The organism is Wolbachia endosymbiont (group A) of Anomoia purmunda, assembly GCF_947251545.1.
GTDB lineage: Bacteria > Pseudomonadota > Alphaproteobacteria > Rickettsiales > Anaplasmataceae > Wolbachia.
This window is the reverse complement of record NZ_OX366362.1, coordinates 258,649-271,779: the sequence shown is the minus strand read 5'-3', so window position 1 is coordinate 271,779 and position 13,131 is coordinate 258,649. Positions and strand designations below refer to the sequence as shown.

General features: G+C 35.9%; 8 protein-coding genes. 5 read left to right on the top strand and 3 right to left on the bottom strand.

The annotated features are described in order from the left end of the window. The first annotated feature begins 244 nt into the window (after window positions 1–244). The 4 genes from OPR57_RS01355 to hemA all read left to right on the top strand — a co-directional run bounded on the left by OPR57_RS01355 (window position 245) and on the right by hemA (window position 7,472). On the top strand, window positions 245–400 hold the full coding sequence (locus OPR57_RS01355; protein ID WP_265036889.1) for a hypothetical protein: 156 nt from the start codon (window positions 245–247) through the stop codon (window positions 398–400). Between the two features lie 557 nt (window positions 401–957). Further along, window positions 958–2,853, top strand: coding sequence for a molecular chaperone HtpG (gene htpG / locus OPR57_RS01350; RefSeq protein WP_265036887.1), 1,896 nt, complete (start codon window positions 958–960; stop codon window positions 2,851–2,853). A gap of 165 nt (window positions 2,854–3,018) precedes the next feature. Beyond that, window positions 3,019–6,189, top strand: coding sequence for a lipase family protein (locus OPR57_RS01345; RefSeq protein WP_265036885.1), 3,171 nt, complete (start codon window positions 3,019–3,021; stop codon window positions 6,187–6,189). A gap of 68 nt (window positions 6,190–6,257) precedes the next feature. Next, window positions 6,258–7,472 (top strand): 5-aminolevulinate synthase, encoded by a 1,215-nt coding sequence (hemA, locus tag OPR57_RS01340; protein ID WP_265036884.1) that lies wholly within the window; start codon window positions 6,258–6,260, stop codon window positions 7,470–7,472. Here hemA and OPR57_RS01335 read toward each other — a convergent pair. From OPR57_RS01335 to rimM, 3 genes are all read right to left on the bottom strand, one after another. After that, window positions 7,435–8,142, bottom strand: coding sequence for an inositol monophosphatase family protein (locus OPR57_RS01335; RefSeq protein WP_065094479.1), 708 nt, complete (start codon window positions 8,140–8,142; stop codon window positions 7,435–7,437). The two genes, hemA and OPR57_RS01335, sit on opposite strands and share 38 nt — an antisense overlap. Before the next feature lie 8 nt (window positions 8,143–8,150). Further along, window positions 8,151–8,717 carry an elongation factor P gene (gene efp / locus OPR57_RS01330; RefSeq protein ID WP_006279719.1) on the bottom strand — a complete coding sequence of 189 codons (567 nt, stop codon included), beginning with the start codon at window positions 8,715–8,717 and terminating at the stop codon, window positions 8,151–8,153. A 62-nt stretch (window positions 8,718–8,779) separates the two neighbouring features. Beyond that, on the bottom strand, window positions 8,780–9,286 hold the full coding sequence (gene rimM, locus OPR57_RS01325) for a ribosome maturation factor RimM (RefSeq protein ID WP_265027267.1): 507 nt from the start codon (window positions 9,284–9,286) through the stop codon (window positions 8,780–8,782). A gap of 120 nt (window positions 9,287–9,406) precedes the next feature. Between rimM and OPR57_RS01320 the strand changes: the two genes are divergently transcribed. Further along, the gene (locus OPR57_RS01320; protein WP_265036883.1) at window positions 9,407–13,129 is read left to right on the top strand and encodes a DEAD/DEAH box helicase family protein; all 3,723 of its coding nucleotides are present in this window, start codon (window positions 9,407–9,409) and stop codon (window positions 13,127–13,129) included. Window positions 13,130–13,131 lie beyond the last annotated feature (2 nt).

Sequence of the window (13,131 nt, the reverse complement as noted above, 5' to 3'; positions counted from 1 at the left end):
CTTTATGATGATGTTATCCCAGTGCTTGACACTGGGATCCAGGAAAAAGAATGGTGTCATCCAAGTAGCCTCCCTCCCCTGTCATCCCAGTGCCCTCTTCTTGTCATCCCAGTCCGTGACACTGGGATCTAGCAAGCTTTGCTTGCAAACAAGTCTAATACGCGTCGCGTTTTATGCCAAAACACAATTGGAGTTACATGCAAAATAGATCCCAGACTGGGATGACAAAAAAAGGAGCACTGGAATGACAGCAGTCCTACTTCATACCGCGATTCATTCGCGGTATCCCTTAGCCGCTAACAAGCAGCGGGATGACGGTTGTCGTTTAGCCATAAATATTAAGAAATTTACCAAGCGAAAAAAAAGGCAAAAGAAGCCCTGGGGTTATTATCCGCTTTAAAATATTGGCGTTTTTTATGTTTTAAACGCTTGACAAGCAAGATTAAGCTGCTTTTAATTGCAACTAACTTACGCTGCAAATGTTTAAGAAGTTTACTAAGCAGAAAAAAAGACAAAGAATCCCCGAGTTAGCTAGTCTTTTACTATCTCTGTCGAGTATTGGCATTTTTTGATGTCTTGTAACGCTTTATAAGCGCGTTCAGCTTATTTAGATAAAAATCTAGATGTAGATGAAGTTTTGTAAAGACATACAGTATCTATATACTGCAAAAAATTGAACATAAGACGCCGATACATTAAGTAATCGTTACCTTTTAATCTGCAGATTGGCGAAAGCAAATACAATAGCTTCACTATCATGATAAGGGCGCTGGCGAAGGGTGTCAAGTAAGTTTTTTCGTTTCATCCGATGCGCTGCCAAAAGTTTGTTATGCAAGAGATCCCATAAATTGGGTGTCATAATAACTAAACCCACATTAATTTTGGTGTACGTGACCTTGAAAGATCGTGATTCAATACTTAAATTATTAGGGTAGTAGGCAAATAATGGAGCTCACAATGCATAACATACAAGAAACTGAAAATTTAAAATTTGACGCTGAGGTAGGGAAAGTACTGAATATAGTGATTCACTCACTTTACACCAATAAATACATTTTTCTGCGTGAATTAATATCAAATGCATCGGATGCATGTGATAAGTTGCGTTATGAATCTCAACTAAATCCTAATTTGCTAGATTTGAGTGATGAATTAAAAATCACTATCAGCTCCAATAAAGATAAGAACGAGCTATATATCACTGATAATGGCATCGGAATGAACAGGCAGGATTTAATAGACAACCTTGGTACAATTGCAAGCTCTGGTACGCAAAAGTTCTTAGATGCGATTAAGAATAGCAAGGATTCAAGCCAAGCTGTGGAGCTGATTGGGAAGTTTGGTGTTGGTTTTTACTCAAGCTTTATGGTTGCATCAGAAGTAATAGTAGAATCAAGAAAAGCTGGAGAAGAGGAGTCTTGGGTCTGGCAATCCAAGGGAGATGGAGAGTATTCGATAAGTAAACTAGACAATCAAATTTCTCGTGGAACTAAAATTACACTCATTATGCATCCTGAAGAAAACGGGTTTTTAGATAAATTTCGTGTTGAAAACATTGTCACTACTTACTCTGATCACATAAATTTTCCTGTTGAATTCATAGACGAAGAAGGAAAAAGTGAAAAGTTAAACAGTAAGGCTGCAATTTGGACTAAGCCAAAAAATGACGTTACTCAAGAGGAGCACAACGATTTTTTCCGCAGTGTTGCCCACGTTGGCGGGGAGCCTTGGATGATATTGCATAATAAAAATGAAGGTGCAATAGAATATACAAATTTGCTTTATGTTCCCTCTATTAAACCTTTTGATTTATTTCATCCAGATAGACGTTGCTCTGTGAAGTTATATGTAAATAAAGTATTTATCACTGAAGATAACGTACAGATCATACCGCAGTATTTACGTTTTCTGAAAGGTATTGTTGATTCACCGGACTTGCCTCTTAATATCAGCAGAGAAACGCTGCAAAATAATCGTGTTGTTGAGCAAATCAGGAAATCCCTCACTAAACGCGCGATATCAGAGCTCGGTAAAAAGGCAAAAGAGAATTTGGAAGAGTACACAAAATTCTGGACCAATTTTGGTGCAGTATTAAAAGAGGGTCTTTGTGAAGCTATGCCAACTGATGAGAGAGAAGCGCTGCTCTCAATTTGCAGATTTCAGAGCACTGGTGATGAGAAATTAGTCAGCATTGATGACTATATAAGCAGAATGAAGCCTGAGCAGGAGCATATCTATTACCTCACCGGAAATAGCCTCGATTCAGTGAAAAACAGTCCACAACTTGAAGGATTCGTCAGTAAAGGACTAGAAGTGCTCCTATTTGTTGATCCAGTTGATGATTTCTGGACTAGTGTAATTCATGAATACAAAGATCAGAAAATCAAGTCTGTAACCCGCGCAGATGTTGATTTGGAAAAATTCTCTTCAGAAGAAGATAAGAAAGATGAAGAAAATAAATCGAATGGAGAAAAAACTGAGGAAACTATACTGCAATATTTTACCACAGTGCTCGGAGATTCAGTAAAAAGCGTAAAAATCTCCAAAAAATTGACTGATAGTCCCGTATGCCTAGCGGTTGATGAAGGTGCTATGGATCTTCGCATGGAACGTTTTTTGCGTGAACAAAAGCAGCTAAACTACCGCACGCCAAAGGTGCTGGAAATAAATACTAAGCATCCTGTAATAAAAAGCATAATGAAATCCCATACTGAAAGTGGTGAAAACCCAACATTGGAGGACATGATTCATTTATTATTTTACCAAGCTTGCATCGTGGAAGGTGAAGAGATGGATGATGCAAGCCTGTTTGCTAAGAGACTAAATAATTTACTTGGCAAAATTGTTGTCTAATACTATACTAGATTAGTTATTCATGTGAGGTAATATATAATTAATCTACTTAGAAAACCTATTCCACAAACAGCAGGTGTTACAGGAAAAGGTAAAGTTAAAAGCAGAAACAATTCTAGGGATCTAACTAAAATTGCAGGATTTAACCAAAAAAAGTTATTAGAGATGATCAACTTCGCTATGGTAGGCTATTATGTTAGCGATTGTGGCTATAAGGACAATGGATTTGTTAAGCTAAAGAAAGGAGGATATAAAACTCCTGCTCAACTTGAGAAAGAGGGTTACAAAGTTGTTCAATTTCATGGCATTATTCCCGGTCGAGAAGTTCAACATACTGGTTATGTTTTCATAAGGGGTAAGGAAGTAACTATAGCATACCGCGGTACTTGTAATCTTGACGACTTTAAAACAGATGTTGAAATACCTTTAATTCGTCAATATGAACTTCTGCCCAAAGGTGGTAAGATCCACCTAGGTTTCTACTCCGTATTTGAAAATTCCTGGGAGAGTCTTTACGGGATATTAAAAAGGTACGCTAACGATCGAGTATTAGAAATCAGAGATTTAAAAATTAATCTTACAGGTCACAGCATGGGAGGTGCTGTCGCTAACATAGCTGCTCTATGTTTAAGTGTAACAGAGGATGCAAAAGATTTGCATATTGCAACTTTTGGTGCACCAAGGGTTTTTAATCGTAATGCTGCTAAAGTCTGTAATGAGCTCTTCGGAAGAAAGACTATTAGAGTAGTTGATCGATCAGATTTCATACCTTCATTACCACCTAATTTTATGGGCTATAAACATGTAGGCAAACAATTGAAAATAGGAAGACATTCCGTGCCGGCGTTGCATGATCACAAATTAGAAGTTTATCATGATCTTATTCTAAAAATAAAACCAAAAAATTTTAAGTCGGATAATAGCACATCTGCAACATGCTACATCCTTTCCCGGGCTGCTAGGGAAGTGTATGATGTACTAACTGTACCCAGTTGCCTTATTCCAAGCACCCATTCAAGTAGCGATAAACAATATTTTGAACGAGTGAAAGATCAACATAAGAATGCTTCATTTTCTGAAATAATTAATAAATATCCTGAGCTTAGCAATAGAAATGATAAATTTCTTGACAAAGATAGAAGAAATGGTATTATGGGTGACATAAGGGCTTCAATAAAGAAGTCCAGAGGCAATTATAATAATAAGGAGGGTGTAATGACCAAATTTAAAGAACAAAGTGAAAAGTCAGTCAGTTGGGAGGGAGGACTTTCTAATATTGACAATCTGACCAACTCGAAAGAAAGATCAGCTGGTAAAATGACCGATTTTGAAAAGCAAAATAGAGGGAATATGACTGGTGTGGCAGAATCGTTTGAAAATTGGGAGAATTCGGGGGAAATTCCTGGTATTGACAGTCCGAATAATCTTGAAGAAGGTAAAAAGACTGTGGCTGAACTTGCAGGATATTTTAACGAGCGTTTGGGTAACCCTAAAGAGCTTCCTAGTAAGCTCACCCGTATAGGAGTACCTACTATGGGTATCAGTTTAAAACAAAGTAAAAATAAGTCAGTCAGTTTGGCAGAAGGATTATCCAATGTTAACAGTTTGACCGATTTTAAACAAAGTAAAAAGAAGTCAGTTAGTTTTGCAGAAGGACTTTCCGATGTTAATAATTTGACCGATTCGGGAATAGAAACTCCTGATGCTGACAAGTTGACTGATTCTAAAGAAAAGGAACAAAATAAAAATCCGGGTATTTTGAAAAGACTTTCTAATCGGCTCAGTCCTAAAAAAAAGACACAAAGTATGTTGTCAACATCGGGTTCGGGTAAATACAAGAAATTGGATGAAGGATTTTTTGAAGCTAGCACTATTACAGATACTAATAATAATGAAAAACAATCTTCTTATCAGTCTGATAATGAGAATAATCCTTCTTTAAACGTTAGCAATGTGTCTACAACTGAGGAACAACGTAACGAAAGGTCGAACAGTTCGGAAGAACTTCCTAAGGCCGACAAAAAGTTGATTGATGCCATCAAGAAGCTCGATTTTAAAAAAGCGAGAGAATGTATAAAGAAACGAAAAAGCATTATTTTAATTACATCTGCTGAGTCTATGTTAAAGGGAGTAGTGGAGGAAGCTAAGAAAGAAATCAGTGATTTGCCAGGGAAGGAGCGAAATAAACAAGAAAGTAAACTCCAAGAGATCAGAGATTTGATTAATGAAAAACTTTATGTTATTCAGGATGACCACGTGCCATCAGTAAATGGTTTAGACAGAGCTGAGCTAGAGAAAGCTGAATCCGAAAAATTTGTAGCAGAATCAACTGAACTAGAGAAAGCTGAATCAGAAGCTGAATTCGAAAGACTTGCAGCAGCATCAACTGAACGAGAGAAAGCTGAATCAGAAGCTGAATTCGAAAAAATTGTAGCAGCATCGGCTGAATTAGAGAAAGCTGCATCAGTACAAGATCTGTATCTTGATCATGCACAACCAGTAAATGCTAACAGTAGTGCAGAAGATGTTAGTGCTGAGAAACAAGCTCTTACTCAATTTGCTGAATTACAAACGGATGACGAGCTAGACTCTTCAAGTGGTGAACCTTTGTATAGCACAATAGGTAGTGGCTCAAGTGATTCTCAGTCTGCAAATGGAGATGATTCGCAAAATCTACAACCAGAAAATCCAGTGCTCACATCTATAGCAACTGATAGTGATGTGCTAGATTCTTCAAGTGAAGATGTTAGTGATACTACAGGTACTATTGCTGATCAGTCTACTGAATACATAACACCACAAACAAGTGATACGCCAGATTCTCCAAGTGATAAGGGTAATCCTCAGCTTAAAAGCGAAGGTGATCCACAAGATGATGTTAGTTCTTTAAGCAGCGATGAGCATAGCAGTGCCTCTTTAAATGCTGATACAACTGAAAATGTTACTGACAATGAAGAAGAGCCTGTGGTAGATAGTAAGAATGATCAACCTGCAGATAAAGAAGGTGATTCAAAAAGTCCGGTAACTTTTATCATCGAGGGTGATGATAATAAGGTAGTTATTGAGCAAGACAACAGTGTTAAAACGCATCCACAAAGCACAAAAAGTAGTAAGCTGCCTGTTATAGCTGCTTCTGCACTAGCACTAGCTGGAGTTGCTTCGGGAGCAGCTATTGTAGTTTGCCTAGAGATGTTAGCAGTGGGGATAGCAGTTGGAGCTTCTTGTCTGGTTGCAGCTGCAGTTATATACTGCTGCACACCTAAAAGCTCGGTTGAAAGTAACAATGTTACTAAGCTTACAGGTGATGAGCTTGCTGCACAACAAACAGTAAACTAAGGAATAAATATTGTAGTTTACCATTTAATAATTTATTATAATTATGTTAATTATCGGTAAATAAGGACTTGGTAAACTACGAAGAAATATTCTTGAATAAAATAAAAGATATAAAAGATGAAGGGCGCTACCGTGAATTTACCCACTTTGCGTCATTGCCAGGTAGGCTTCCCCACATTATGGACTATGAAAGAAATAGGGAAGTAATCGTCTGGTGCAGTAATAATTATCTGGGAATGTCACAAAATGAGAGTGTCATTGCCGCTATTCAAAATTCATCTGTTGGCGCTGGAGGAACAAGAAATATATCTGGTACAACAAAAGAGGTTGTCGAACTTGAAAAATCCTTAGCTTGTTTGCATAAAAAAGAGGCTGCTTTAACTTTTGCTTGTGGCTACCTCGCTAACCAGACAACACTTAGCACTTTATCGTCTGTTATTCCGGGCGTAGTAATTTTTTCAGATGAGAAAAACCATTCTTCGATGATAGAAGGCATAAAATCAGGAAAAAGGCCAAAACATATATTTAAACACAATGATGTTGATCATCTAGAGCAGCTACTTAAGTCTATAGACAAAAAGACACCAAAAATCATAGCACTTGAATCCGTATATTCAATGGATGGTGACATAGCACCGCTTGAAGCGATATGTGACCTGGCAGATCAACATAATGCAATTACCTATTTGGATGAGGTGCACGCAGTTGGCATGTATGGTTCACATGGTGGCGGAATTGCAGAAAGAGAAGGCCTGATGGATAGAATAACCGTTATTCAAGGTACACTATCAAAGGCTTTTGGAGTGATGGGTGGGTATATAGCGTCTTCAAAGAGCTTGGTAGATGTAATAAGAAGTTCCGCTCCAGGATTTATTTTTACCACTGCTATGTCGCCTGTTTTAGCAGCGGCAGCAAAGGCAAGCGTTGAGCACCTAAAGTCGAGCAACATTGAAAGGGAAAAGCAAAAGCAAGTCGTTGAAAAAGTAAAAAACTCACTGAGAAATGCAGGAATTAACTTCATTCCAACAGAAACTCATATAATTCCAATAATAATTGGCGACCCAGAGTTATCCAAAAAAGCATCAAAATTATTATTTGATAAGCATAGAATATACGTTCAACATATAAATTATCCAACGGTGCCAAGAGGAACTGAGCGTTTCCGTATTACCCCTACACCTTATCATACCGATGAAATTATAGAACATTTAACAGAGTCTCTTGTAAAAGTTTTCGAAAAGCTGTCTATTTCTGTAGCCTGTTTGCAATATCATCAGCAATAATTAACCCATTATTTTCTGTTAACCTTCCACCGCTTTCTTGCAGGAAAAGCTTACCAAGTAAAGCCTTATATTGATTAATTCCAGAGTAAATTATTCCACTGTGCCTTCCTGCCGCAAGGTATGCAAAGCCTAAAATTGTTGAACCTATGGAGCGTACATTACTATTGCCAGGCAGCAATTTATTTAACAAATTACCACTTACATCTATTAGACCCCCTTCACGGCTTTTCACTCGCATTTTTACATGACGAGATCTAAAATCCTCAAGAAAAGCACCTTTCTTTTCTTCTGCCCAAAAAGTTTCTCTAAGAGCCGGAGCATCAATTACAGCTGCCACAACTTTATTTTTATGAATGAGACAGACTGATACTGCAAAATAAACCATGCAACTAGAAAAGTTCTCCCTGCCCTCTATAGGCATAATAAACCAGGTATAAGTGTTATCTTTTACTTCTTGATCAGTATCATCTTCAAAAATAAAACCATAGTCTCGTTTGTAGTCGTGCAAGCAATCGTATATGGTTTGCTTGGATTTTGAATAAGTTTTATTAATAAAGTCTGCTGATTTAACATTAGAAATTTGCAATTCATTAAAATCGCGCATAAGCTGCTTGGAAGCATTACGCACAGAATCAAGCATCACATTAATTCGTGGTGATGAGAGGGACATTCTTCCTTTTACTCTTTCACTCTTTCATAATAGCTGTCACCTGGAGTATATACTACAATTTTATCCTCTTCTTTTATAAACTGAGGCACGTTAACGCGCATTCCGTTTTCCAAAATTGCAGGCTTATAAGAAGCAGTAGCAGTTTGTCCTTTAATAACAGACTCTGTTTCTTTCACAGCAAGTGTAACATAATCAGGCACATGCGCAGAAATTATTTTGTCTTGATAAGCTACAACTTTAATTTTCATGTTATCCTGTAAATAAATTTTTTTTTCTCCCAATAAATCCAAATTTATAGTGATTTGCTCGTAATTACTTGGATGCATAAGATTTACAATGTTTCCTTCAGTGAAAAGGTAAACATATTCCTCTTCATCTAAAATTGCCCTTCTGATTGTTGCATCAGAACGAAATCTTTCATAGTGTTTTGCTCCTGTTTTAATGTTTTTCATTTCAGCTTGTATGTATGCACCACCTTTACCAGGTTGAGTATGCATAATACCTACAACCAAAAATAATCCGCCGTTATGTTCCAACACCTGACCTGGTCTGATATCGTTAGCTCTTTCTGCCATAATTACATTTTCAGTTTGATCTTACAATTATAAATAGCTTTATATAAATATCAAAGTCTTTATTAGTCAATAAATTCTGGCATATTTAATACTATACACCTCCCCTTTATATTTATATGTGAAAATATCTCTTTAGTGAAAGATAGCATAATGCGTTTTTTTGTGCTGATAACTAAAATTTCTAATATATCCCCTGAGCCGAAATTATACACAGATTTTACATAGCCATATAATTCATTACTTTTCAGCCTTACTTCCATATCTACAAGGTCACTTTGGTAAAATTCATCCTCATCATTTAGCTCTGGTAACTTGCTTCTTTCTATATATAGCTTCTTATTCCTTAAAAGCTCTGCTTCATTACGGGAATTTACTCCGCTTATTGTAGCTATTACTAAATTATCACCTATGACGGATACTGAGTCTATTTTATAATTCTCATCACCACTGATTAGCTCACCATATAGGGAGATATTTTCAGGCTTTTCAGTAAAGGTTTTTACTTTAACAGCTCCTTTAATTCCGTGAGGAGAGGTAATAATTCCTAAACATACCAGATTATCGTTCATATTAAGATGATAACTAATGTTGGATTTTTTGTCTATAAGGCATAAAACACCTAAAAATGTTTGTTGTAATTCTATCAATACAATGTATTATGGAATATATTGTATTAATAGTGGGAAGATATGACTCAATATATTACTGATGAAAATATTCAAGAGCTTATCTATTATTTAGAGAAAGTTAATAGTGAGCTACGAGGTGAATCTATAAAGCTCTTCGAAAACAAAGAGTCTATAATAGTAGAACGTCGTAAACCTGTTGTTGAAGGGATGCTAGAGCATCTAAAAAATCCTTCCACCACTAACTATAATACTATGATTGATGCAGAAACTGGGTTTGGCAAGACTTATGATATTGTACTGTGGAGTTATGTGCTAGCTCAAGCAGGGTATCACCATTTAGTTGCAGTGCCAAAAAATGGTGATTTAGTTGAACAAGCTAAGAAAATGATAGATAGTGCATTTGCTATAGACATTAAAACACCTAAAACTGTGCAAGAAATTAAAGATGCGCTGAAAGTCACTGAACCTACAACAATTATAGTAACACATGATCTGCTTTTACAGCAAGAGAATGATCGAAAATTTGAAGAGCAAAACGGCGAAAAGCTTAAATTGTGGGTTAGTGTTGATGAAGCAGATAGCATTAACAAGCAGCAGGCCTTTGAAAATATGTGCAAACTTGATGCGGAGTATCCTACGACTTACCTAACCGCAACACCAAAGAAAAGGATCTTAAACAGATGTGGAAAAATTATCAGTCTTACCAGATCAAGTAGACGCTGCATTGCAGACACTATCAAAACAGTAAATGTTATTGCAAAAACTAATGAAAGAGAAAAATTCAATCGAGCATTCGTGGTGAATGTTGCTGCTACCATAATACCTTTAATTACATTATTCCCTATTATAAATAGTAATGTTGCTGCAATAATTGGTCTAACTTCAGATTATTGGTTATATTCCGCTTTAATTAATAATCTATACTTTATAATTTCTTTCGTTATACTTTCTATAGTAATGTTGCCAATTTGGTGGGTGTTGACCAAAATAACTGGAGTAGAGTCAAAAGAACTGCTCTCTAGGTTAGCTGCTAACGTGCGCAGCTTATTTACTAGGGAAAAGTCTAGTCCAGCTCATGAATATGTTGAAGAATGTGAAGAAGTTTTTAATTACGATAAACTTGTTGACTCTGATGATCCGCTGGAATCTGTGAGATGGAATATACAAAGTCCGGTTGGGGAAAATGCTCTTATTCTAGTTAATGATGTGAATAGCATAATTAACCTTAGCTTTGCATTGCAAGGTAAGAATAATTTGGTATATGAAGATGGTACGCGTTATGAAGTTTATAATAAATTTCAGCCTGAAGGGATGTCGTACCAAGATTACAGACTCAAATTACGTCAATCAAACTTTATAAACTGCGTTAAAAAGCAACACCCCGGTCTAACAGAAGAACAGATATCTAAATTGAAAGACAAGATAGATTTTAGCAATACTGCTAAGTATCTAGAATACAGAGTAATGCATTCAATGATTGATCTTACACTTTCGTATTTAGTGGGATGCGATAACACCGCTTTGGATAAACAAAGAAGAGAAGATTTAGGTAGATTAATAGAAGGTGTTAAAGATAAGGTTAGTACTGCTAATGATAGCAGCATTATAGATTTTCTAAAGGAAAAAGGTTTTAGCGAGCAATTCGCTAGGAATAAACTTTTACCACAGATAAAGACAGTAATTAAAGCATTGGATAACAGCAATGATGGGCAACGCAGGTTGATAGTAGACAATTGGCACTTAAGTAAAGAGCTGCATGATCTTATGGAAAGAAGAAAAGATGTACTGCATGGTCTCAGTGATTTCTGCAAAAAAAATAAATGTATTTTTGCAGGACTTGGAAAAAATGATCTTGGTATTGAGGCAAATAAACCTTGTTTTAAAATAACACGTAATGACGCAGGTAAATATGGAGTTGACTATTGTAATTATGACCAAGAAGATTTAAATACATTGGCTAAATATGCGTTGACAACAATCGTAGATGAATCAAAAGGTCGTGGGTTTGATAGCGAGTATAATCACGTTGCATCAATATTTACAGATTCAACTAGTCAGTTCAACAATCCAGCAGGAGCTTTGCAGAATTTGGGAAGAAATAGAGAACGCAATCCTAACAAGCAACCTTGGTTTTTTGCTGCTGGAGGTGAAAAAATTGAGTTATTTGTAGATAAAGTTTTAGCAAAATTAAAAAGCGCACCGCAGGATTTTTGTCAAAAGGTTTTATTTCCAGCCACTGATAGGTACAATAAACTAATAAAAAATAGAATGGGAATAGAGCTTGGAGAAAAAATAGAGATTTATATTAGCGAAAACATGGATGCACTAGGAAATATCAATGATGCAGCTCTGAAAAAATTTTCAGATGATTCGATAAAAGAGGTGTATGAAAAAGTACATGATATAAATGATTTTGACGTAGGAAAGACAGAAGAAGATTTACGTAAGATTTTAAAAAGCACAGAAAAATATCTTTGTTCATATAAAGACAGAATTAAAAACAACGGTAAATTATCCTGCACACGCTCAGTTCTATTTTCTGTGGGAAGTGCTATTGCAAAGTCCATGTATTATCTATGGGCAGGATTTGACTATTTAGTCTTTTTAGCTAAAGCGTATAATGTAGGTAAGTCTGAAAATGCTGATGCAAAGGCATATGTGCATATAATCAGAAACTGCTACTTTGAAAGTAGTGTGAAGGCTAAAAATGTATTAGATCATGTATTAAAAATTGCCAGAGAAAATGATGATAGTTTTACACAAAATAGTTTGTACAAAGACAATGGAGATAGGTGTAAAGAAAAAATCATCTCATACTTTCAATCTAAACAATATATACACGCATTAGATAAAACAGTTGCTTGCATTGAAAATGAGCATTTAGCAACAGTTTTGAGAGCCGTAAGTTGCAGAGATGATGCTAATAAAACAGCACAAGAAATTAAAGACTTTTTGTATGATTTAAAGAATTTAAGCTGCGCAGACTTTAGAACAAAGCATTATGGTGGATGTTCATATAAAATGAGCAATTTATACAAGATCAATAATCAAATTAGTATGGTAATTGATGAAGTTATAGATTGCCATAAATGGCGTCATGGAGTAATTTCAGAGCAGGACAGTCTTTTGAGAGAGTTTTTTCCAGACTTGAAAGAAAATTTTGGTTTAAGAATTAAATTAAAAACTAACCATAATATTTTTAAAGTAAAAGTTAACAATAACCTTTCTGAATTGTATCGCAAGCACTGGAAAGAACGTTCTAGACAAAGGATGGTCTTGGGTACAGCTATGCTATTCATCGGACTTATAGTTTCAGCGAAGCTTATATATGAAATATCATTAGGCCATACTATGCTATTGCCATCACTTTGCGGTTTCATAGTATTTGGACCGCTAGCATCTTTGTGTGGTGCATTATTATGTGGAATAACGATCTATTTAGTGAAAGGGACATTTTTTCTTTTGGGAATACCAATCCTGTTAGGGGAATTATCGAAATGCGTTTTTAGAAACGATTTAGTACAGGATTTATCAGAAATAATATTATCACTTGGTAATAACTCTTTCTTCCAGGCTCCAAAAAGCGTCATACAATTATTTATATTTGAGGATGCAACAAAGTTCAACTCACTAAGTGATATGAATGAGCTCATACTGATAAGAGAGCAGGATAAGGTAAAATGCATGAATGAAGTAGCTGATAAAGTTATAGCTACTGACTTATCTTCAGTCCTGATACAGCCAACACCTCGTGAAGCGAAATCGTATCTGTTCAGCCAATGACG

Excerpts from the sequence above, each read along its gene's own strand:
- OPR57_RS01355 (WP_265036889.1), top strand. The coding sequence starts at position 245 with ATGACAGCAGTCCTACTTCATACCGCGATTCATTCGCGGTATCCCTTA.
- htpG (WP_265036887.1), top strand. The coding sequence starts at position 958 with ATGCATAACATACAAGAAACTGAAAATTTAAAATTTGACGCTGAGGTA.
- OPR57_RS01345 (WP_265036885.1), top strand. The coding sequence starts at position 3,019 with ATGATCAACTTCGCTATGGTAGGCTATTATGTTAGCGATTGTGGCTAT.
- OPR57_RS01335 (WP_065094479.1), bottom strand. The coding sequence starts at position 8,142 with ATGTCCCTCTCATCACCACGAATTAATGTGATGCTTGATTCTGTGCGT.
- efp (WP_006279719.1), bottom strand. The coding sequence starts at position 8,717 with ATGGCAGAAAGAGCTAACGATATCAGACCAGGTCAGGTGTTGGAACAT.
- rimM (WP_265027267.1), bottom strand. The coding sequence starts at position 9,286 with ATGAACGATAATCTGGTATGTTTAGGAATTATTACCTCTCCTCACGGA.
- OPR57_RS01320 (WP_265036883.1), top strand. The coding sequence starts at position 9,407 with ATGACTCAATATATTACTGATGAAAATATTCAAGAGCTTATCTATTAT.